The sequence below is a fragment of the Paraglaciecola marina genome, assembly GCF_004360155.1.
Taxonomy (GTDB): Bacteria; Pseudomonadota; Gammaproteobacteria; order Enterobacterales; family Alteromonadaceae; genus Paraglaciecola; species Paraglaciecola marina.
The window spans coordinates 108,435-130,877 of sequence record NZ_SAIS01000010.1; the positions used below are offsets into that span (position 1 = coordinate 108,435).

Annotated in this window: 25 protein-coding genes; 10 read left to right on the forward strand and 15 right to left on the reverse strand. The window is 39.3% G+C overall.

Features of this window, described 5'->3' with window-relative positions:
• Positions 1-14: 14 nt before the first annotated feature.
• From rapZ to EOK74_RS14665, 10 genes are read right to left on the reverse strand one after another with little or no spacing between them, the layout of a single operon-like run.
• Entirely contained in the window at positions 15-860 is an 846-nt protein-coding gene (rapZ, locus tag EOK74_RS14620; RefSeq protein ID WP_133470768.1) for an RNase adapter RapZ, read from the reverse strand.
• Complete coding sequence (ptsN, locus tag EOK74_RS14625; protein ID WP_133470769.1) at positions 860-1,303, reverse strand: PTS IIA-like nitrogen regulatory protein PtsN; 444 nt, start codon at positions 1,301-1,303, stop codon at positions 860-862. Before ptsN ends, rapZ begins: the two co-directional genes overlap by 1 nt.
• Before the next feature lie 33 nt (positions 1,304-1,336).
• Entirely contained in the window at positions 1,337-1,624 is a 288-nt protein-coding gene (gene hpf / locus EOK74_RS14630; protein ID WP_133470770.1) for a ribosome hibernation promoting factor, read from the reverse strand.
• A gap of 25 nt (positions 1,625-1,649) precedes the next feature.
• Positions 1,650-3,152, reverse strand: a complete 1,503-nt coding sequence (locus tag EOK74_RS14635) for an RNA polymerase factor sigma-54 (protein WP_133470771.1) — start codon at positions 3,150-3,152, stop codon at positions 1,650-1,652.
• A 55-nt stretch (positions 3,153-3,207) separates the two neighbouring features.
• Positions 3,208-3,933 (reverse strand): LPS export ABC transporter ATP-binding protein, encoded by a 726-nt coding sequence (gene lptB, locus EOK74_RS14640; protein WP_133470772.1) that lies wholly within the window; start codon positions 3,931-3,933, stop codon positions 3,208-3,210.
• A complete protein-coding gene (lptA, locus tag EOK74_RS14645) occupies positions 3,933-4,481 on the reverse strand; it encodes a lipopolysaccharide transport periplasmic protein LptA (protein WP_133470773.1) in 549 nt (182 codons plus the stop codon). Before lptA ends, lptB begins: the two co-directional genes overlap by 1 nt.
• A complete protein-coding gene (gene lptC, locus EOK74_RS14650; RefSeq protein WP_133470774.1) occupies positions 4,444-5,010 on the reverse strand; it encodes an LPS export ABC transporter periplasmic protein LptC in 567 nt (188 codons plus the stop codon). The genes lptA and lptC overlap by 38 nt, the downstream gene beginning before the upstream one ends.
• Complete coding sequence (gene kdsC / locus EOK74_RS14655; RefSeq protein ID WP_166638782.1) at positions 5,007-5,558, reverse strand: 3-deoxy-manno-octulosonate-8-phosphatase KdsC; 552 nt, start codon at positions 5,556-5,558, stop codon at positions 5,007-5,009. Before kdsC ends, lptC begins: the two co-directional genes overlap by 4 nt.
• 2 nt (positions 5,559-5,560) lie before the next feature.
• Positions 5,561-6,526 carry a KpsF/GutQ family sugar-phosphate isomerase gene (locus EOK74_RS14660; protein ID WP_133470776.1) on the reverse strand — a complete coding sequence of 322 codons (966 nt, stop codon included), beginning with the start codon at positions 6,524-6,526 and terminating at the stop codon, positions 5,561-5,563.
• 8 nt (positions 6,527-6,534) lie between these two features.
• The gene (locus EOK74_RS14665) at positions 6,535-7,491 is read right to left on the reverse strand and encodes a calcium/sodium antiporter (RefSeq protein WP_133470777.1); all 957 of its coding nucleotides are present in this window, start codon (positions 7,489-7,491) and stop codon (positions 6,535-6,537) included.
• Between the two features lie 361 nt (positions 7,492-7,852).
• On the opposite strand from EOK74_RS14665, the gene EOK74_RS14670 reads away from it, so the two are divergent.
• The 7 genes from EOK74_RS14670 to murA all read left to right on the forward strand — a co-directional run bounded on the left by EOK74_RS14670 (position 7,853) and on the right by murA (position 12,536).
• On the forward strand, positions 7,853-8,653 hold the full coding sequence (locus EOK74_RS14670) for an ATP-binding cassette domain-containing protein (protein ID WP_133470778.1): 801 nt from the start codon (positions 7,853-7,855) through the stop codon (positions 8,651-8,653).
• Positions 8,650-9,429, forward strand: coding sequence for a lipid asymmetry maintenance ABC transporter permease subunit MlaE (gene mlaE / locus EOK74_RS14675; protein ID WP_133470779.1), 780 nt, complete (start codon positions 8,650-8,652; stop codon positions 9,427-9,429). Before EOK74_RS14670 ends, mlaE begins: the two co-directional genes overlap by 4 nt.
• A gap of 12 nt (positions 9,430-9,441) precedes the next feature.
• The gene (gene mlaD, locus EOK74_RS14680) at positions 9,442-9,909 is read left to right on the forward strand and encodes an outer membrane lipid asymmetry maintenance protein MlaD (protein WP_133470780.1); all 468 of its coding nucleotides are present in this window, start codon (positions 9,442-9,444) and stop codon (positions 9,907-9,909) included.
• A gap of 80 nt (positions 9,910-9,989) precedes the next feature.
• A complete protein-coding gene (locus tag EOK74_RS14685) occupies positions 9,990-10,577 on the forward strand; it encodes an MlaC/ttg2D family ABC transporter substrate-binding protein (RefSeq protein WP_133470847.1) in 588 nt (195 codons plus the stop codon).
• Between the two features lie 4 nt (positions 10,578-10,581).
• Positions 10,582-10,899, forward strand: coding sequence for an STAS domain-containing protein (locus EOK74_RS14690; RefSeq protein ID WP_133470781.1), 318 nt, complete (start codon positions 10,582-10,584; stop codon positions 10,897-10,899).
• Between the two features lie 28 nt (positions 10,900-10,927).
• Positions 10,928-11,185: a BolA family protein gene (locus EOK74_RS14695; RefSeq protein WP_133470782.1), complete on the forward strand. Its 258-nt coding sequence runs from the start codon at positions 10,928-10,930 to the stop codon at positions 11,183-11,185.
• 91 nt (positions 11,186-11,276) lie between these two features.
• Positions 11,277-12,536 carry a UDP-N-acetylglucosamine 1-carboxyvinyltransferase gene (gene murA, locus EOK74_RS14700; protein WP_133470783.1) on the forward strand — a complete coding sequence of 420 codons (1,260 nt, stop codon included), beginning with the start codon at positions 11,277-11,279 and terminating at the stop codon, positions 12,534-12,536.
• Between the two features lie 90 nt (positions 12,537-12,626).
• Here the strand turns inward: murA and EOK74_RS14705 are convergent, their stop codons facing one another.
• From EOK74_RS14705 to EOK74_RS14715, 3 genes are all read right to left on the reverse strand, one after another.
• Complete coding sequence (locus EOK74_RS14705; protein ID WP_133470848.1) at positions 12,627-13,634, reverse strand: trypsin-like peptidase domain-containing protein; 1,008 nt, start codon at positions 13,632-13,634, stop codon at positions 12,627-12,629.
• 228 nt (positions 13,635-13,862) lie between these two features.
• Positions 13,863-15,227 (reverse strand): Do family serine endopeptidase, encoded by a 1,365-nt coding sequence (locus EOK74_RS14710; protein ID WP_133470784.1) that lies wholly within the window; start codon positions 15,225-15,227, stop codon positions 13,863-13,865.
• Positions 15,228-15,285: 58 nt separating this feature from the next.
• A complete protein-coding gene (locus EOK74_RS14715) occupies positions 15,286-15,723 on the reverse strand; it encodes a ZapG family protein (RefSeq protein ID WP_133470785.1) in 438 nt (145 codons plus the stop codon).
• 234 nt (positions 15,724-15,957) lie between these two features.
• On the opposite strand from EOK74_RS14715, the gene zapE reads away from it, so the two are divergent.
• The 3 genes from zapE to EOK74_RS14730 all read left to right on the forward strand — a co-directional run bounded on the left by zapE (position 15,958) and on the right by EOK74_RS14730 (position 19,993).
• Positions 15,958-17,064, forward strand: a complete 1,107-nt coding sequence (gene zapE, locus EOK74_RS14720; protein WP_133470786.1) for a cell division protein ZapE — start codon at positions 15,958-15,960, stop codon at positions 17,062-17,064.
• 134 nt (positions 17,065-17,198) lie between these two features.
• Positions 17,199-17,924, forward strand: coding sequence for a YebC/PmpR family DNA-binding transcriptional regulator (locus EOK74_RS14725; RefSeq protein ID WP_133470787.1), 726 nt, complete (start codon positions 17,199-17,201; stop codon positions 17,922-17,924).
• Positions 17,925-18,103: 179 nt separating this feature from the next.
• Positions 18,104-19,993 carry a GGDEF domain-containing protein gene (locus EOK74_RS14730; RefSeq protein WP_133470788.1) on the forward strand — a complete coding sequence of 630 codons (1,890 nt, stop codon included), beginning with the start codon at positions 18,104-18,106 and terminating at the stop codon, positions 19,991-19,993.
• A 278-nt stretch (positions 19,994-20,271) separates the two neighbouring features.
• Here the strand turns inward: EOK74_RS14730 and EOK74_RS14735 are convergent, their stop codons facing one another.
• A complete protein-coding gene (locus EOK74_RS14735; RefSeq protein ID WP_133470789.1) occupies positions 20,272-21,444 on the reverse strand; it encodes an ABC transporter permease in 1,173 nt (390 codons plus the stop codon).
• On the reverse strand, positions 21,437-22,357 hold the full coding sequence (locus tag EOK74_RS14740) for an ABC transporter ATP-binding protein (RefSeq protein ID WP_133470790.1): 921 nt from the start codon (positions 22,355-22,357) through the stop codon (positions 21,437-21,439). Before EOK74_RS14740 ends, EOK74_RS14735 begins: the two co-directional genes overlap by 8 nt.
• Positions 22,358-22,443 lie beyond the last annotated feature (86 nt).

A 22,443-nucleotide genomic window follows, 5' to 3' on the forward strand; every position in this document is an offset into this window, starting at 1 on the left:
TGGTTTTCTCCAACTTAACGATTAAGCTCACGATGTCTTATTTGAACATCTGGGTGAGAGTCGGTAAAGGTCTTGGCTAGCATTTCTGCTACATAAACTGAACGATGTTGGCCGCCAGTACATCCAATAGCAATAGTAACGTAACTGCGGTTATTACGTTCTAAATGAGGTAACCAAGTAGATATCAGGTTTTGAATTTGCCAAATAAATTTAGTGACGATTGGTTGTGACCCCAAAAATATTTGTACAGGGGCATCCAAACCTGTGAGGTGTTTAAGGTCTGGTTCCCAATGTGGGTTGGGGAGAAAACGCCCATCAAACATATAGTCAGCGTCTTTTGGGGTACCGTGTTTAAATCCAAAAGATTCAAATACTAAGACCAATCTAGAGCTTTTTTTACCTAAGATTCTTTCTCTTACTAGTTCAGCCAGCTGATGTATTGATAGTTGGTCTGTATCTAAATATAAATCGGCTCGTTCTGCTATTGGGGCAAGCAATTGGCTTTCAGCCTGAATAGCTGCAGATAACGATTTATTTTGCTTTGAAAGAGGGTGCAAGCGCCTAGTTTCACTAAAACGCTTTATTAGAATGTCATCACTGGCATCTAAATAAAGAATCGTCATATTCCAAGATGGTGGTAAGTAGTTGAGTATTTCTACTAATTCATTTGGGTCTTTAGGTAAGTTTCGTACATCAATACTTACAGCAACTTGATCATATTCATCAACTACAGTGTGAATTAAGGTGGGCAGTAGATTAACTGGGATGTTGTCTACACAGTAATAGCCTAAGTCTTCTAGGGAACGTAACACTACTGATTTACCTGAACCCGAACGGCCACTGATGATGATAAGTTTCATTATACTATAGCCTTGAATAGTTCTTCATCTGAGGTTGCAGAACGCATCTTTTTTAAGGTTTCTTTGTTAGTGAGTTTTGCGGCTATCGCCGATAAGGTTCCTAAGTGTTCAGAAGCTTTTTCGGTTGGAACTAAAATCGCAAAAAACACATCGACAGGAGCGTTATCTATGGCTTCATAATCGATAGGAGTTTCACTAGTCACAACTATGGCAATGACTTCTTCGAGGTTTTCAAGTCGCCCATGGGGTAAAGCAATACCATTACCAATTCCTGTGCTGCCCATTTTTTCTCGGCACATTAGGCTAGATAAAATGGTGGCCTGATCAATCTCTAATATGTGCTGAGTAGCAATATCACTGATACGTTCCAGAATTCTTTTTTTACTTGCACCCTGAACTGCACATATGGTGCAGTCAGGGTGAAGGATATCTTTAATTTCCATTAGCACATTCTAATTATTGTCACGAATTTTAGATTAGTGGCGTTGTTGCTTTTCCTTGTACTTTAACACCTGTCGATCGAGTTTATCTATTAATCCATCAATTGCTGCATACATATCTGTATGTTCTGAAGTGGCAAAGACCTCAGTACCACTGAGATGTAATGTGGCTTCGGCTTTTTGGCTAAGTTTTTCTACATTTAAAATCACGTGTACATTATTAATGTGATCAAAATGTCGTTCTAATTTAGTGAATTTTGTGTCTACGTAGTCCCTCAAAGAATCTGTAATATCTACATGATGACCGGTAAGGTTAATTTGCATATCGCCTTTTCCTTCTTTAATTCGCCTATAACAGGCTCTTACGTTGATTTGACGGGGGGATCATTAATGATTCCCGGTATTTTGCGATTGTTCGCCGTGCCACCATAATTCCTTGGTCGGCCAACAATTGAGCAATTTTACTATCACTTAATGGTTTACTGGGCATTTCTGCTGCGACTAACTTCTTAATTAAAGCGCGTATAGCAGTAGAAGAACATTCGCCACCTGTTTCTGTGGCAACGTGGCTTGAGAAGAAGTATTTAAGCTCAAATATGCCGCGGGGAGTGTGCATATATTTTTGAGTAGTTACCCGTGAAATGGTGGATTCATGCATGTCGACCATTTCGGCCACATCGTTTAATACCATAGGTTTCATCATTTCAGGGCCATGTTCAAAAAAGCCCATTTGTTGTTGTACTATACAGTTAGATACTTTCAGTAAGGTGTCGTTACGGCTTTCAACGCTTTTAATGAACCACTTGGCTTCCTGTAGGTGAGATCGTATAAACTGGCTGTCAGATGAGCTTTTGACACTTTTACTCATGGCTGCATATTGCTGATTGACATTGAGCTTTGGCAAACTGTCTGGATTGAGCTCTACTGTCCAACGACCGTTCTTTTTGGCTACCGATACATCTGGAATAACGTACTCTGACTCACCTGTTACTATGGCTGTGCCTGGTCTTGGGTTCAGGGTTTGTAATAAACGCATAGCTTCACGTAATTCGTCTTCTTTCATGCGAGTCTTACGCATTAAGGTACGATAATCTTTACTACCGATTAAATCACAGTAATCAGCAATCAACATTTTAGCTTCTTCTAGCCAAGGTGTGTCTGGTGCAAATTGTCTTAGTTGAATTAGCAGACATTCCTGTGCGCTACGTGCTCCAGACCCAATTGGGTCAAACATCTGGATACGCTTAAGTACAACTTCAACTTCATCTAGTTCAATTTCTTCGTCATCCATACTTGCAAGTACTTCCTCAGTACTAATAGTTAGATAACCAGCTTCGTCTATGGAGTCGATAATTGCCATGGCTATAGCTATGTCGGTTTCACTAAAGTGAGTTAAGCGCATTTGCCACAATAAATGATCTTGAATATTGTCTGTGGTTTCCCCTTGGAATATTTGATCGTCGTCGCTTATGGAGCCTGAGCTCGAAGAAGACGATGAAGGTGCTGGAGCAGATGATGCGCTGAGATACTCGTCCCAAGTGCTGTCTAGGGGCAAATCTTCTGGGATGTCATTATTTTGTAGGGCATCGCCAGCTTCTACACTGTCAACGTTTACATCTTGTTGCTCGGCTGCTTTCTCAGCGCTATCAGCGGAGTGATTCGTCTCAAGAGCTTTATCGCCATTGGAGCTTTCGGGTTGCTCATCAACCTCAAGTAGTGGATTAGAATCAAGAGCTTCTTGAATTTCCGTCTGTAAATCCAAAGTAGACAGTTGCAACAGCTTAATGGCTTGCTGCAGCTGAGGTGTCATTGTGAGCTGTTGGCTAAATTTTAACTGTAAAGAGGGTTTCATTCACTTCTTATATTTAATGTAATGTATTTATCAGCCGCGTTAATTAATGTGTTAACTATAGCCTGAATTGCTCACCTAGGTATACATCTCTTACACGTTGATTACTTAAAACTTCTTCCGCCGTACCCGACGCAATTAATTCTCCGTGACTAACAATGTAAGCTTTTTCGCATACATCTAAGGTTTCTCGCACATTGTGGTCTGTTATTAATACACCTAAACCACGATCTCGTAAATGTTGAATTATGACTTTAATATCGTTAACTGATATAGGATCAACACCTGCAAAGGGTTCATCCAGTAAGATGAAGTCTGGATCAGCCGCTAAGGCTCTAGCTATTTCAACTCGCCGCCTTTCACCACCAGATAGGCTCATACCTAAACTATTACGAATGTGATTGATATTAAACTCGTCGAGTAGAGCATCCGCTTGTTGTTCTCTTTGTTCTTTAGATAATTCTTTGCGAGTTTGTAGTATCGCCATTAAGTTTTGAAATACGGTTAACTTTCTAAAGATTGAGGCTTCTTGTGGAAGGTAACCTATACCTTGCCTAGCTCGAACATGCATGGGTTGCAGGGTTAATTCTTGTTGATCTATGTATATATCACCTTTGTCCAAAGGGACTAAGCCTACAATCATATAAAAAGTAGTGGTTTTTCCGGCACCGTTTGGTCCTAACAATCCCACTATTTGTCCCGTCGATACTTCAAGGCTTACATCTCTTACCACTTGGCGAGATTTGTATGACTTTGCTAAATGGCTAGCTTTTAATAGGGCCATTAAGGTTGTTTATCCTGCTGTTTTTTCGTTTTAGTTTTTTCTTTAGTGACAGGTTGAAAGGTTGTGATTACAGGTACACTTCCTTTCTCATCACCTTGAGCAATAATTTGTTCAAGTTCCATATTGAACACGATAGACTCGCCTTTTACGCTACTTGCGTTTTGTTCTATTTCGGCGCCACCAGATAAGGATAAAGCTCTGGTTTCTCTTTGATATTCAATTCTGTTTGCCTTGGCAGTAACTATACTGCCATCTTCTTGTTGTTGCGAATATTGGGCAGGTTTACCTTTGGCAATGAATATTTCTTTACCATCGCCGGCGCTTGCATCTATTTCTAACTCATCCGCTTTTAATTCTAAAGTACCTTGCTTGATGACAACATTGCCTTCATGAAATGCTTTTTTAGCTATACCGTCTGCTTGCTGGTACAAAGAAGACAACTCAATCTTCTGATTAAAGTCATCCTTGCCGGCTAGACACTGCGCCGAGAATATCGATGCCGCTATAAAGCTAGCGAGATGCAGAAGGTTGATAAACGGTTTTGACATGATTAAGTAGCTCGTATCTTTGGGTTTCTAGGTTTGCGGTAAAGCCATTACTATTAATGACATAATTTGGACCAACAATTTCTACAGCTTGATCTGAATACATGGTTTTGTCGGTTAAATTGACTTCAATAAAATTAGTACGAATAGTTTGCACATATCCTTCTTTATTTAAACTTGTCACTCTTACATCTGTTTCGAATTGTAGTCTTTGATCCTCGTATAGCGTCCCTTCTTTTGCGTCGACTTGCCAAGAATGTAACGTTTGGGCATATAACAAATAACTTGGTTGCTTAAATAGTGTGAAGCCTAATAAGTCATAGTTTTCCATTTTTTCTGCATAGACTTGGTGATTAATTTGACCGGATTTATCATATAGCGTGCTTTTCATTTTTTGTGCTTGGTAGTTGGGGATCCAAGCTTCTTCAGTTTCCGGTAAATTTTGTTGTTTATCTTCTTTCAACCAACTAGGTAAGACGAGCCCCAAAGCTAAGCTAAACAACACTAAAATACATACAGTCAAACGACTCATACACTAGCGCCATGAATATTGGTGAGTTGTCCTTTAGTTAATAGGATTAAATCGCATATCTCTCTCACCGCACCAAATCCGCCTTTGGTGCGTGTTACGTAATGGGCCTTATTTGCAACTAATGGGTGGCCATCATTAACACAAACATTAAGCTTGGCAGTGTTAAACATACCTAGGTCAGGCATGTCGTCACCAATTGCGACTGTTTCGTCAGCAGTAATTGATAACTCTTTTTGCAACGCTTCTAGTGCAGGTTGTTTATCTTCACAGCCCTGCAATATATGTGTAACCCCTAACGCTGTCATTCTGTTTTCAACCATCTTTGAGCGGCGTCCGGTAATGACAACTACATGAATACCTACATTTAAGAGTGCTTTGACACCATAGCCATCACGGGTATGAAAAGCTTTTAACTCTTCACCGTTTTGTCCCATGTAAATACGTCCATCGGAGAAAACGCCGTCGACATCACAGGCTAGTAATTTTATGGTAGACAGTTGCTCAAATAGTTGACTATTTAATTGTCCGTATGGGGTATCAATAGCCATGATTAAATTATTCCTGCTTGAAGCAACAGTTGCATATTAATAGCTCCCACTGGTTTATCATCTGAGTCGATTACAAATAATGAGTTAATTTTATGTTGTTGCATTAATTTTAGTACTTGGGCTGCTAACATCTCTGATGATGCTGTAATACTATTCTTGGTCATGATGTCTTTTATCTGCACCCGATGTACGTCTATTCTATCGTCTAATACACGTCTAAGGTCGCCATCTGTGAAAATGCCGAGTAATTTTCCAGCATTATCTACTACTCCCGCCATACCTAGAGCTTTTTTAGAAATTTCTAATAACACTGTACTTAAAGTCTGCTCTGGCGACACTAAAGGTAAGGCTTCTTCTTTTACCATGATATCGTCAAGCTTCAATAACAACCGTTTCCCTAAAGAGCCACCCGGGTGAGACATGGCGAAGTCTTCAGAAGTAAACCCTCTTGCATCTAATAAAGCAACAGCTAGAGCGTCACCCATAACTAGGGTAGCTGTGGTGCTAGAAGTAGGAGCTAGGCCAAGAGAGCAGGCTTCTTTTTCGACCTTTACGCAAAGTTTAACATCGGCATATTTGCCTAAGGTACTATTCACATTGGCTGTCATAGCAATAATTGTTACACCGAGGCGCTTTACCACTGGGACTAAAGCTAATAGTTCTGCAGTTTCTCCAGAGTTAGAAATAGTTAACAGTATGTCTTGCTCAGTCAGCATGCCCAAGTCGCCATGGTTGGCCTCAGCTGGATGCATAAAAAAGGCAGGGGTTCCAGTACTGGCGAGGGTAGCTGATATTTTATGACCAATATGACCGGATTTACCCATACCCGACACTATTACTTTACCCTTGCAGCTCATAATAAGCTCACATGCTTTAGTAAAGTCATCATCAATATATTGAGTCAATTGCTCAATAGCTTGAGTTTCAATTTCTAATACTCGTAGCGCAGATTTTTTAAACTTTGTCATGTCTATGATTAACTAAACAATAAAAATTGATAAGCACCAAAACAAGCCAGTAAGCATAAACCTTCCACCCGGTTAATTCGTCTGGAGCCTCTAAAATTAAAACTAAATATTATCAGCAAAACAGTTAACCCAAGCATAACGTATCCATCTCTACTGGCTGCATTACTGTCTATTGTTCCAGGGGAAATCAGGCCAGGCATTGCGAGTACCGCTAAAATATTAAATATGTTTGAACCAATGATATTACCTAAGGCCAGATCGTCTTCATTTTTGAGCACCCCTGCAATACAGGCTGCTAGTTCTGGTAAGCTAGTGCCTATCGCAATAATAGTGAGACCAATCACTAATTCACTTAAACCGAAATATCTAGCTATGATTTCAGCAGAACCCACCATAAAGTGAGCACTTAGTGGTAATACTATCATGCCAACGATAACCCAAAAAATGGCTTTGCTGGTAGTCACATTTGAGGGAATTTCATTTTCAGTTTCAGGCTCTAAGGGATCGCCTTTGTCCATATTTAATGACATCCAAGTCAACCCACCAATTGTGACAAAAAAGAGCATGATAAGAATTATTCCTTCGAAACGTGTGAGTACGAAATCAGAAAGGAAATAAACTGCCATTACACACACTAATAACAGGATTGGCATTTCTTTTTTTAGGGTACTTGAAGCAATTGATAAAGGCTTCAGTAGGGCTGTTAAGCCAAGAACTAAGGCTATATTGGTGATGTTGGAGCCAAGGGCGTTGCCAACAGCGGTATCGGCTACGCCATTAAAAGATGCTGTTGCAGCAACCATTATTTCTGGTGCTGATGAGCCCATCGCTACAATTGTTAAACCAATAATCATTGGCGAAACACCAATGTTTTTGGCTAAAGCTGAAGCGCCGTAAACAAATCTATCTGCTGCCCAACTCAGAACAACTAACCAAACTAAAAAATAACCGGCTTCTAAAATCACACAAGCTCACTTCTATTAGTAATACAATTCAAACGCTATAATAGTTAATTGTCTCAAAAAGCAATTGCTTTGCATATGGAGTTAGTAATAAATATTTTGCAACTTTTCTTTCTTGGTGTTGGTCTAGTAGTTGAATAAATCAAGGTTACACATCAGATTTGGGGATTAAATTCTAGGATTCTAATGTTTAACCTGTTTGGCCTTTGAGACAATTTCAAAATAGAGGAAAGAATTTAATGAAAATGAATACACTTTGTTACTTTTTCTCTTTGTTATTCAATACAGAAAGCGAATACAATAGCCCTCTAGTTCAGTAATAAACGTAAATACATCTACTTAAAATTGGAATACTGCTAAATCAATGGAAAACTTGATTGAAATAGACAATCTTACCTTTAGTCGTAGTGGTCGTATAATATACGACGACATATCACTGCGCATAAAAAAGGGCAAAACGACGGCTATAATGGGGCCCAGTGGCATAGGTAAAACCACTATGCTGCGTTTAATGGGGGGGCAGTTAACCCCAGACTCCGGTGATATTAGGTTTAAAGGGGAATCTATTCCTAATATTAGCCGCCGTAGATTATTTGAAGTACGTCGCGAAATGAGTATGTTATTTCAAAGCGGTGCACTTTTTACTGATATGACAGTGTTCGATAATATTGCCTTTCCACTAAGAGAACATACCAAACTCACAGAAGCTTTGATCCATACGGTTGTGATGTTAAAGCTTCAAGCTGTTGGCTTGCGGGGAGCAGCAAATTTAATGCCTGCAGAATTATCTGGAGGTATGGCTCGTAGAGCCGCGTTAGCGAGAGCTATTGCATTAGATCCTGAGTTAATCATGTACGATGAACCCTTTGCTGGGCAAGATCCCATTTCTATGGGGGTGTTAGTTAAATTAATTAAAGCTTTAAATGATGCTTTGCAATTAACAAGTGTTGTGGTCACTCATGATGTCACAGAAGTGTTAACTATTGCAGACTATATCTATATCTTGGCCGAAAAAAAGGTAATAGGTAGTGGTACACCAGAAGAAATTAAAAACAGTGATTCGCCACTCGTCCAGCAGTTTCTGCAGGGGCAAGCTGATGGCCCAGTTCCTTTTCATTATCCTGCAAGTTCAATCGAGGAAGCGTTCCTAGGCGGTGAACTATGAATTGGCTGATAACTATTGGCGCAGCGACAATTGAGCGTTTTAGTTTGTTTGGTAGAGCCACCTTAATGTTAATCGGGGCTATTCTTGCTAAACCTCAGCCTGTAAAAATGTTCCCCTTGCTGATTAAACAAATCCATGTGGTAGGCGTGCAGTCATTACTTATTATTGTGGTGTCTGGTCTGTTTATTGGCATGGTAATGGCGTTGCAAGGGTACACCATATTAGTGGGGTACGGTGCCGAAGGGAGTTTGGGTCCTATGGTTGCGTTGTCATTATTACGGGAGTTAGGGCCCGTTGTGACAGCCTTATTATTTGCTGGTAGAGCTGGTTCTGCTCTGACCGCTGAAATTGGTTTAATGAAAGCAACAGAGCAACTTAGTAGTTTAGAAATGATGGCTGTTGACCCTTTACGCAGAGTGATATCTCCTAGGTTATGGGCTGGGATTATTTCTATGCCTATGTTGGCATTACTCTTTAGTGCAATTGGGATCTTAGGTGGCCATATGGTTGGCGTAGATTGGCTTGGTGTAGATGCCGGGAGTTATTGGTCAATAATGCAGTCAACCGTTGACTGGGATAAAGATGTAATCAACGGCGTAATTAAGAGTGTCGTATTTGCTTTTGTTATTACATGGATAGCAACGTTTAAGGGGTATGATTCAATCCCAACTTCAGAAGGGATAAGCAAGGCGACAACTGAGACTGTGGTATATTCATCTCTAACAGTGTTGGCCTTAGATTTTATTTTAACAGCATTAATGTTTGGTATTGAGTAGAGGAAAATAGGAATGAAATCCAGAAAATCAGAGTTATTGGTCGGTATCTTTGTCGTATTGACTATTGCGGCTGGTCTTATGTTAGCGTTAAAAGTGGCTAACGACAGTATGTCCAGTAGTACTGATACATATACCCTCTACGCCAAATTCGATAATATTGGCGGTCTTAAAGTAAGGTCAGCAGTAAAGGTTGGCGGTGTCACAGTTGGTAGGGTAGATAATATTACCTTAAGTAAGAATGATTTTACGCCCGTTGTTGAAATGAGTATTTCGACTGAATTTAGTGAATTTCCAGAAACAAGCTCTGTTTCGATTTTAACTTCAGGCTTATTAGGAGAGCAATATGTAGGCTTCCAACCTGGCTTTGTAATCGATGGTATTGAAAACCTAGCACAAGGTGACTACATAGAAGACACAAAATCGGCATTGGTACTCGAAGACCTTATTGGTCAATTCTTATTTAGTAGCAATGATGATTAATTTTCAGTAATTAGTGGAGAGATAACGTGACAAATCGATTTTTTAAGGGGCTGGTAGCGGGATTATTTGCAATCGCTTCAATGACTGCTCAAGCAGAAAGTACTAACCCTTATGCCATGCTTCAAGAAGTAGCCACAATAACATTCGATAGAATCAAAAGGGAGCATGAAGAAATTCAAAAAGACCCAGAACTTTTACGAAAAGTGATGGAAGAAGAGTTGTTACCCCATGTTGATTATAAGTTTTCGGCTTTAAAGGTTTTAGGCAAACACTATAAGATAGTACCCAAAGAGCAATTTCCTGAGTATATCAGTGTATTCCGTTCTTATTTGATTACCACCTATGCGTTAGCTATGGCTTACTACAATGGACAAGAAGTCGAGTTTCAACCAGTGAGAGAAGTTACTGATGAAACCACTGTTACAGTAAGAGCTATAGTCAAAGAGCCAGGAAAACCCGATATAAATCTAGCCTTTAAATTACGTCAAAATAAGAAAACAGATGAGTGGAAAGCTTACGACATGGTAGCTGAAGGTATTAGTTTGTTATCTACTAAGCAAGGTGAGTTTGAATCTATGTTACGTAAAGATGGGCTTGATGCTGTAATGGATATGATGAAACAAACCATCAACAAACCTATTAATTTAGAAGCAGCGAAAAAGGTATAGTGGAGTGAATAGTTTCTCTGTATCTGAGTCATCAGATGGACATTTTATTCTTCAAGGTGATTTAAATCGTAATACGGTAACGTCTGCGTGGAAGAACTCGCTGAGTGACTTGAATGCTAAGCAAGATAAAAGTAACACTGTGTTGCCTATTGTTGATTTAGCAGGAGTGCGTGATGTTGATACGGCAGGTTTGGCTTGGTTGGTGAATTTGTTGAGACAAAGCAAACAACAACATATCCAGTTTCAGTTAAAAAATGTCCCAGTTACTTTAATTAATCTCGCGAAAATAAGCGACGTAGATAACTTTTTATCTGTACAATAGCCGCCTTTTTCGCGCTTTAGGAGCGACCATGGATAATCAACAAATTGAAACCCTATTGAAAGAGTCTTTAAATCTTGCAGAGGTTCATGTTAGTGGTGAAGGTTCACATTTTCAGGTGATAGCTATCAGTGATATTTTTGCTGATATGAGCCGAGTAAAAAAACAACAATTTGTATACGCGCCACTTGCGGAACAAATTGCTGAAGGCAGTATGCATGCTGTTTCAATAAAAACCTTTACTGAAGCACAATGGCAACGAGAAAAGTTGTTTAACCTTCCCCAATAATTCAATTGTTAGTTACAGAGCCAAAATTCAGTTTTCTGACAAAAGCCTACCAACTACCTTTTTGTAGGCATATTTCAATTAGAGTAGTGTTATGGATAAATTAGTTATCGAGGCGTGTCTGCCTCTATCGGGTGATGTCATTATTTCGGGGGCAAAGAATGCTGCCCTACCTATCTTAATGTCGAGTATCTTAGCTGATTCGCCATGTATCTTTGAAAACGTGCCTGAACTTAGAGATATACACACCAGCTTATTGCTTTTAGAAGAGTTAGGAGCAAAAGCGGCTAGACGTGATGGGCAATCAGTAGAGATAGATCCAAGCACCATAAATCAGTTTGACGCCTCTTATGAACTCGTTAAAACCATGCGTGCCTCTATTTTAGTTTTAGGGCCATTATTGGCAAAATTTGGTGAAGCCAATGTGTCTCTGCCTGGTGGTTGTGCAATCGGCGCTCGTCCTGTAAACCTGCATTTGCAAGGTTTAGAGCAAATGGGCGCAAAGATCGATGTTGATGCGGGTTATATTCGCGCTTCGGTTGATGGAAAGTTAAAAGGCGCTCACATCTTTATGGATGTAGTGAGTGTTGGTGCTACCGAAAACCTTATGATGGCTGCGTGTTTAGCACAGGGTGAGACTATTCTAGAAAATGCTGCTAGAGAGCCAGAAATTGTTGACCTAGCAGAATGTTTGAATGCTATGGGAGCAAAGGTTTCTCATGCTGGCAGTGACAAAATTGTGATACAGGGTGTGGAAACTTTACAAGGCTGCAACTACTGGGTTTTACCCGATCGTATTGAAACAGGAACTTTTCTGATTGCCGCGGCAGTAACTCGGGGCAAAGTACGCTGTGTTAATGCTGCCCCTAAAACTCTAGAAGCGGTATTAGATAAATTATCTAAAGCAGGCGCTAAAGTAACCACTGGTGAAGATTGGATTGAGTTAGACATGACATCTGGTGTATTGAAAAGTGTTGATATAAAAACTGCTCCACACCCTGGCTTTCCGACCGACATGCAAGCGCAATTTGTTGCCCTTAATTGTTTGGCTGAAGGTACAGGTGTGGTAACAGAAAACATATTTGAAAATAGATTTATGCATGTACCTGAATTACAAAGAATGGGGGCTGTTATTTCATTACAGGGTAACAGTGCGGTATGTGATGGCCAATCAACCTTAAAAGGTGCACAGGTTATGGCGACTGATTTAAGGGCTTCAGCAAGTCTAGTGATCGCAGGCCTAGTAGCAGAGGGACAAACTATAGTAGACCGAATCTACCATTTAGACAGAGGTTACGAACATATTGAAACTAAGCTCAATGGTTTGGGCGCTAATATTAAAAGGGTCAAATGATTAGCATTGTTTAGCAGTCTGGCTACTTAACTTGTTTTTATAAAGAGGTGCTATAGACCTCTTTATAGTTACTACTAGGTAAGCTCAAGATTACTTAAGTTCTGCAACCTGCATGGCTAAATTGAGGAGCTTGCCGTCTCTGTTTACTTCGATGTCTAAAATGGTACCAGGGGGAGTATCTGTTATGAAATCTAAGGTTTTACGGATATTAGTCGCTGGGCGTCCTCCAACTGATACTATCAAATCTTTGACGGCTAAACCTGCCGTTTCCGCTGGAGTTCCGCTGTATACACTTGTTACCAAAATTCCCATGTCGCCCAAGTTATTTGGCTCTCCTGCAAAGCCTAAGGCACCTCTGGTGACTTTGCCCGTAGAAATTATTTCATCCATGACTTTTTTTGCCAAAGTGTATGGAACCGCAAATGAAACGCCGTCAACTGATTCTACTCTGTTACGACTAATTCTAGTTTTAAAATTAGCATTGTTTATTCCTATTAGGTAGCCTTCACTATCAACTAAGGCTCCACCAGAGTTCCCTTCATTAAGCACTGCGTCGGTTTGAATGTAATCAAAATAGTTATTTAAACCATTATTGCTTATTCGGCTTACGATACCTTGGGTGACGGTTTGCCCTAAGTTGTATGGGTTGCCGACAGCTAAAACAACGTCTCCAACTAATGTTTTTGGATCTTCCATTTGTGGAATCGCATGTAGATTATCTACTGGAATACTTAAGACAGCTAAATCTGTAACGGCATCAAATCCAACAATTTGTGCTTCTTCAAGTCGGCCATCTTGCAATGCCACTAAAATGAGTTTTGCGTTAGCAATTACATGGTAACAAGTTAATACATAACCGTTTGAAGTCATGATGACTCCAGAGCCCAAACTTGTGCGCTCAACTGCTTGGCGGCGGTTGTATCCAGCGTTTTCGATATTTTGACTATATATATTAACCACGGCAGGGCCAGATGCGTTAACTGCACTATTAAAGCTCATTTTATTGGTTGAAATAGGCTCTGCAGAGAAAACCGCCAAAGGTAAACCCGTTCCTTGGCGTAAATTGGGAACAAGAAAAAGTATGACACAAGCGATCATCACTCCAATGACGATTGACTTAACTATAGAGGTTATGAATTTTAACACGAGAATATTGAACGCTTATTACACCAAGTATCGAACAATAATAACATTGAAGTTATAGCCAAGCTATATCAATTGTTTACAACCCATTTAGCTGGTTTTAATGAAATAATATTGCTCAAGGGGAAGAGAATTTGGATTGCGGTACAGGTGAATCTGTACCGCTATTTTATCTTGAGGTTACTAGCGAATCACTAAGTATAAAGAGGTAAGGCCTCGTTTTACATTTAAAGCAATAACACCTTTTGCATCCTCTAACTCTGCACGAAGCTGTACTACCGTATCTACTTTTTTACGGTTAATACCAATAATGACATCACCATTTTTAAGACCAATACTTGCAGCTGGAGCGCGGGCTTCTAATTCAGAAATAACAATACCCTTATCACCTTGCTCAGTTTCACCATTGGTTAAGGTAGCACCTTCTAGGGCAGGGTGTATTTCCTTAGCCACTACTGAATTGGTTGAGGCGTCACCTAGCACCACTTCAACAGTTTCAGTTTTACCTTTACGAATTAGGGTCAACTCTAGCTCAGCTCCAGCTCCTTTACTGGCTACTTTTGCTCTAAGCTCAAGGAAGCTAGTAACGGGTTTACCATTGATTTCAGTAATGATATCGCCTGCTTGTATACCACCTTTTTCAGCGGCAGAATCTGGTGATACTTCACTGACAAAGGCTCCTTGGCTGGCAGATAGGTTCATTGCCTCAGCCAAACCAGAGTCTATGTCATGGCCTAAAATACCTAATAGGCCCCTACGTACTTCACCAAACTCTATAATTTGATCTACTAAGCTTTTCATCATATTGCTTGGAATAGCAAAGCCGATACCTACATTGCCACCGTTTGGTCCAAATATAGCGGTATTAATACCAACCAATTTACCTCTAAGGCTAACTAAAGCACCACCAGAGTTACCACGGTTGATAGCAGCATCTGTTTGGATAAAGTTTTCGTAACCACCTATGTTTAGGCCTGAACGCCCCAGTGCACTGACAATACCTGAGGTAACGGTTTGGTTTAATCCAAAAGGGTTACCTATGGCTACCACAAAATCACCCACTCTTAATTCGTCTGAATCGGCTAATGGTACAGCTGTTAGGTTATCTGGCTCTATCTTAAGTAGTGCGATATCACTTTGAGGATCTGAGCCTAATTTTTTTGCTTTAAACTCTCTTCCATCAGTAAGTTTTACTGTGATTTGATCGGCATTATCAACCACATGATTATTAGTAACTACATAACCTTCATCGGCATCAATAATGACACCTGAGCCCAAGCCTTTGAACGGTCGCTCTTGAACTTGTTCATCAGAGCCACCAAAGAAATGCTTAAACATTTCTGGAACTCGTTGCCTTGAGACTTGCGTGCCTTCAACTGAAATACTGACTATTGCCGGTGTAGTGTCTTCTATCATCGGTGCTAGGCTAGGTATTTCATTTTTATCACTAGAAAAAAACGGCAACGCAGCGCTTGCGGTTATATTTACAGATAAGCTCATTGTCACAATACATGCGCTTAATACAAAACGATTAATACCTTTTTTCATTAACTATCATCTCCAATTAAATACAATACAATGACTATTTAGCTCGACATAAAGTTCATTACTTCGATTCTTTCTCGGCAACCGCTTCGTTGCCAGAAAATAATCCAGAGCCTTGTGATGCGAAGTCTAGAGGCTGAACATCAGCATCTGGAATATTATTTTTTTCACTTGGGCTGCTATTACGTAGATAGGTAGTGGCATGTTCTCCAAAGTAATTAATAGATCTGCCGTCAGCCCCCGTAGAATGGTTGATTAGTAGTTGTTCGTAGTCTTCAATTTGTTTGTTTAGCGCTTCACTTTGAGCACTGATTTGTTCAGAGATTCGTTTTGTTTGGTGTAGATGTTGTGAAGCTTGCTGTGTCATTAATTCTTTAATAGTGAGTTCTTTTTCATCTTCTTTTTTATCACTAACCTGCTTCTCATTGAAATATTTTGCAACAAAAAAGCCTATCACCATACCTACAACCAATAACAAAATGCCTACTAACCAATCCATAAAAACTCCTACATTTATTTACTATTGCAAAAAGGCTCAGCTGTTTAAATTCAAACGGCAGAAATGCCTAGAGCCTAAGAGCAATGTTTGTTTAATATTGTTATTATACGCTCTGCAATTTCAATGCGGTCTTTTTATTTGAATTCAAGTGTAAATGAATGATGAAAATATAAGATTCATTCATACACGTTTTCATCTGTAATAGGCATATAACGATAGGAAACTCGGGTAAATATGTCCACACAGACACCTTGGCAAAAATATCAACTTGATCTTCAAGAGCAAGATTTTCAATACGATGCAGCGCAAGAAAACGCAGTAAAAGAATTACAACGTCTCTTTGAAGAGCTTACGCACCCTGAACAGAAACGTACTTGGCGTATTAAATTACAAAATCGTTTTGGAAAAGGAATGACCAAACCTTCGATACAAGGTATTTATTTTTGGGGAGGGGTAGGGCGAGGTAAAACCTATTTGGTGGATACCTTCTATGAATGTCTACCTTTTAAAAGAAAAATGCGTATCCATTTTCACCGCTTTATGCACAGGGTTCATCAGGAAATGCGTGCTTTAGATGGCCAGTCAGATCCTTTAAAAATAATCGCTAAAAAATTTGCAGCTGAAACCAAAGTCATTTGTTTTGATGAGTTTTTTGTGTCCGATATAACAGATGCAATGATTTTGGGTACCTTGATGGAGGCTTTATTTGGCCATGGCATTGTATTAGTGGCAACCTCTAACATAGTGCCAGATGAACTTTATAAAAACGGTTTACAGCGCGCTAGGTTTTTACCTGCTATTGAGCTAATTAATCAAAATACCCGCATAGTTAATGTTGATAGTGGCGTAGATTACCGCCTGAGAACCCTACAACAAGCTGAAATATTTCATCACCCTTTAGATGACAAAGCGAATGAAAACTTACATCGCTACTTTAAAGATTTGGCGCCAGAGAAAGGCACAGAAAACCAATCTATCGAAATAGAAGGCAGGCTGATCTCAGCCATTAATTATGCTGAAGGTGTAGTGATGTTTGAGTTCAGGGCAGTGTGTGATGGTCCCAGAAGTCAAACAGACTATATGGAGATAAGCCGCTTTTATCACACAGTTTTACTCGCCAATGTAGAACAAATGGGACAGGCCACTGATGATATCGCTAGGCGCTTTATAGCTATGGTTGATGAATTCTATGAACGTAACGTTAAGTTAATTATTTCTGCGGAAGTCCCTTTAGAGTCACTGTACTCTGAAGGGCAATTAAACTTTGAATTTAGACGCTGCTTAAGTCGTTTAAAAGAAATGCAATCTCACGACTATTTGGCCTTAGAGCATATTCCATAGGGACTCATTGCAAGTATGTTCTAAAGGGAGGATTGCTTTTGTACTCTGTCTAGAATATCGGTAAAATCAAGATACAAAAGCTAGTTTGAGTTGGTTCGAGCAATAGGCTCGTTATTAAAAAAGAGAATAATTTAATGGGAAGAAAGTTCGAAGTTCGTAAGGTCTCCATGGCAAAAACCGCTGGAGCAAAAACCAAGGTATATTCTAAATACGGTAAAGAAATTTATGTAGTTGCTAAAAATGGTGGAACCGATCCACAGGCAAATTTATCGTTACGTCGATTGATTGAAAAAGCTAAAAAAGATCAGGTGCCAAGCCATGTAATTGATAAAGCAATTGATAAAGCCGCTGGCGGCGCGGGTGAAGATTATGTACCTGCACGTTACGAAGGTTTTGGCCCTGGTGGTTGCATGGTTATCGTTGATTGCTTAACTGATAACAACAATAGAACCATTACAGATGTGCGTAACTGCTTTACTAAAACAGGCTCAAAATTAGGTGTTGAAGGTACAGTAGGACATATGTTCGACCATCAAGCTGTTTTCGCTTTTAATGGCGATGATGAAGATGCTGTGCTTGAAGTATTAATGGAAGCTGACGTTGATGTGACTGAAGTGGAAGGGGAAGACGGAGTTATAACCGTATATGCCCCCCATACTGAGTACAATAATACTCGCAAAGCCTTAATGGATAACGATCCTGAGCTTAAATTTGAAGCAGAAGAAATTACGTTTATCCCACAAACTGAATCAGCAGTAAGCGGTGACGATGTCGCAAATTTTGATAAATTTATGGATATGCTAGAAGACTGTGATGATGTGCAGCATGTTTATCACAATGCTGTTGTAGAAAGAGAGTAGCAGGTAATTTTACTTCTGATTTAAAGCCCTTTTGTTAGGGCTTTTTTTATGCTTGAATTTCATGTGATTAGCCAATTCGAAGCCATGACTGTAGGGTATTGCTCAATGGTATTTTTTCCGTTAGCTTATAGAATTAACATACCCATTTATACGTAACACTCATAGGATTAAATATTTAAATGCAAAGTTGTAAGCGTTTCATTGTTTTGTTGTTACTCATAAAATTTGGGATAGGGAGCCTTTGCTTTGGGGCGGTAGTTCAAGATGAATTTCTATATTCTCATGCATTAAAACTAGAAACGTTTTCTGAAATACAGGCCCAATTACAAGGTAATATAGTCAGATCTGCTTCCATTAGCGACCAAATAGAAGCTCAGTTTTCTCTTGCTACTCTTTACATGAACTACGACCGAGTTGACTTGCTACAGCCTCTTCTAGAGGAGTTGAAAAAACATAACCTTGAGCAACAAGTTAGCCCAGACGCAATCAAGTGGCATATTTTGAATGGCTACGCATATTATTTCAGTAGTCAATATGGGGTAGCTGAAGGCTTTTTTAATCACGCATTCAGTATATTTAAAAAGCTACAAGAAGAAAGAAAAACAACCGAACAAGTCAATTATTTGTATGCGGTATTAACTCTTTACGCTTCTTTAAATTCCGCTTTTTTGCAAAATTATTCTGACGCCTTGGTGCAATTAACTTCTCTGAATGTTGATGCTCAATCATCAAATTGGCCTCTGGTTAGCGGAATGAGTTTATATCACCTTGGCATAATAAATTATGAGTTAAAAAATTATGAGCAGGCCCTCGAATTCTACCGTTCATCTAAACTTGCTTTTCCACAGAAAGCTAAGCATTTTATTGCCTTGGCTGAAATGGGCGAAGCTCAGATGATAAATATTGTTGGAGAGCGTCAGGAAGCATTTAGTTTGCTGGATAACGCCATAGTTACTCTATTAAAGCTTGAAGATAAAAGTGCTCTGGCTTTTGCATATCTGTTGAAATCTTACTTCTATAGTAAAGATGAAAACCACCCAGAATCTTTACGCTGGATTGCAAAGTCAGTTCAGATACGAGAGCAGTTAGGTAATGTTAAAGATATAGCTAATGCGTATGTTCATTATGCTGATATTCTTTTTGAAAACAATAAGTTAGAAGAAGGGTTGGAGTATGCCAAAAGAGCAAGCGAATTAGTAGCTGACACTGATGACCTTGCTGGTCAATGGGATGCATACGCAATTTACGCTGTACTGTTAAGCGAAAGTGGTGATTACCAGCAAGCTTTCGAATATATGTCGAAATCAGAACGTGCTTTATTGGCGAAGGCGAGATTAGATATTACTGCAGAGACTGCTCGATTGAATTCAGAATTTAATTTACAAAAAGAGCAATTGAATAATCAATATTTAGATGAAAAAAACAAGCGACTAGAACTAAAGCTAATTCAAGAGCAGCGTATGCAAGTTCGTCAGTCCTGGGCTATTTTTGGACTTTTGATGTTTGTTGCAATCATTCTACTTATGCTTGCAGTAATTTATAAGCTTTATATAAACAATAAAAAACTGGCAAATATAGATTCATTAACAGGTCTGCCTAATCGTAGATGTATATTCGAAGTTGGCGAGCGTTTATTCAACACTAGTCAGAGATATGAGCAAAGTTTGTGTTTACTCATGATTGATGTAGATAATTTTAAACTGATTAATGATACCTATGGCCATGACATGGGGGATGAGGCCCTTAAATTTTTAGCTAGCGTATTTAACTCCGCGCTTCGTAAGTCGGATTGTATTGGGCGGATAGGCGGAGAAGAGTTTTTGATCATTTTGCCTAACAGCAGTGAGCAAGGGGGGATATTGTTAGCCAATCGCTTAATAGAGGACAACGCTAGACAGTTTGGTCAAAGTGGTATGCCATTGAAAAGTCTGACCTTTAGCATTGGTTTAGTCAATAATAACTCAAACTTTTCTTCTTTTTATGAGCTTGTAAAAGTAGCTGATGATGCGTTATATAAAGCAAAAAATGGCGGGCGTAATCAAGTGCAGGTTGCACCCAGTAACGATTAACCAATTGGTACTTTAATGTTTTCACTACTCCTGATGCGAATTCATGGTTAACCATCAATACAGCAATTTTTTCGAGGCTTTGTAGTCTTTACTCACTAGCAATTAATTGAATTAGAAACAGCATACAATCCTAATGGTTGAGAAATTATACAAATAGCCATAGCTGCAAATCCAGTTATTCAACTATTTAAAACCCTACGCCGATAAGCCAATTTTAACCTTTATTTATAGTAGGGTTAGGTTGAACCATAAACACAGTGTTCATTCAGTTGAAGGGGTTAAATATTGTGGTTTTTTAACATGCTTCGCCAGATATCGGCCCATCCAGGCTCTTTACCAAATAGAGTGATGTTTGCTCTAAAAACACGCGTAGCAAAAAGGCGAACATAATAAATACCTACCACTAAAAATAATAGCGAAAGTGCGATATGCCATAGAGGTACACTCATAGAAGCAATACGCATTGGCATAAAGCTTATTGACGTAAGTGGGAGTAATGATAGTACTTTGGCTACTTGGCCATTGGGCTCGCCCATAATAATAAATACTAACATCACTGGCACCATAGGTAGCATCATCAGACCTGTTTTTCCTGAGTGATTCGGATCATCTATGGTGGCTGCAAAACCCACAAATACGTAATTCCAAAACAATACGCCTAGTACACAAAACAAAATTAATTGGGATATGACCGCAGCGGATACATTGAGATTTTGGCCGCCATCTGAAAATACAGAAATACCCGAAAATACAATCAACATCATCAAACTGGTGGTGATAAGACTTTTAAAACTAGATAAACATAAACCTAAGGCTTTACCGTCTACCCACTGCTGGTGGTTGATGCAGGTTAGTAATTGCTCGGTAATACGGTGTTGCTTTTCTTGTGTGACTGAAGTGAAGCATAACCCAAAGCTACTAAATACTGCCATGGCGCTGAGCACAGAGGCAAGTATCGCGAGGGTTTTGACGTTACCACCTACTATTTTTTCTGCTTGGTTTATAAGGTTTAATGTAATCGGGTTTTCAAGTTTCTTTAGTTGTTCGTTGCTGACGCCCATCTCTTGTAGCAATATCGACTTTTGAGCATCGATAAGATTTTTTTTGAGCTCTTCTTGCCAACTGCTTTGTTGAGAAACATACAGAGTGTAGACGCCACTTTTTTCTACCTTTAGCACCCCATCTAGGTGTGTGTGTTCTATTTCATCTAAGAGCTGTTCTGTTGTGAGTGCAGAAGTCAACGTGGATAACGAAAACTTGTTATCGAGTTCAGTATTTATCTCTCCAATAACCGCAAGGTTAACGACTTTCTGAGTGCTATTTTTATCCCACACTTGCACCGCAAATATGGCCCCATAAATGGTTAACATAACTAGGTAGCTAATGATGTCTTGCTTCCATTTAAAGTTACGCATAAATTCCCAGCGGGCAACTAGCAATATCTTATCCATTGTGAGTTCCTTGAATGCTATTTATATAAATGTCATGCAGGCTGGGCTGGTGAATTTGTAAGCCTTCTATTTGGTGGGATGTGAGCATAGTTTGTAAAAACTGTGGGACATGGCAATCATGAGATAGGGTGAACTTGATGCTGTTGTTATTTAGACTGCTTGTTTTTATCAATTGTTCACTTAAAGGGAAACCACCTAATGTAACTGGGTCGCTGAATTGTACGATTAGGCTATTTCCTAACTTGGCGGACTCTCTTATTTCTTGCATCTCTCCATATAAAGCTGCTTTACCATGGTTCATTAGTAAAAATCTATCGGCTAGCTTTTCAACTAGAGACATTTGATGGGCACTCAGAATGATAGTGGTGCCTTGTTGTTTAAGAGTTTGAAGAAACTGAATTACCTTTTCTTGGTTGATGGGATCTAAACCAGAGAAGGGCTCATCTAAAAATACAATTTTGGGCTGATGGATAATGGCACTAATGAGTTGTACTTTTTGCTGATTACCTTTCGATAAAGATTTGAGCTGGTCTTTTTTTCGCTCATTTAACTCAAAAACTGTTAACCATTTCTCAGCTTGGGTATGTGTCTCAGATTTACTCATGCCCTTTAATTGGCCCATATAGACTAGGGTATCTATGATTGAACTTTCTTGATACAAGCCTCGCTCTTCAGGTAAGTAACCGAATAATTCGCTAGATAAGGTAATAGTTTGATTTTGATCATCGAAAAACTGAATGTTTCCGGTATCAGGGTACGTTAAGCCAATTAGCATTCTTATGGTTGATGACTTACCCGCACCATTTGGGCCAAGTAATGCAAAAATTTCCCCTGAATGAACCTCAAATGATAGGTCGTCTACAGCTAAAATTTCTACATATTGCTTTTTGACTTGATTTACCGATAGACGCATACTTTATTCCTTGAATTAGCTACGTCTATGGTAATTGACAGCGGCTTGCTATAACAGCAACCTTTTAAAGTAAGTGTTGCAAAATA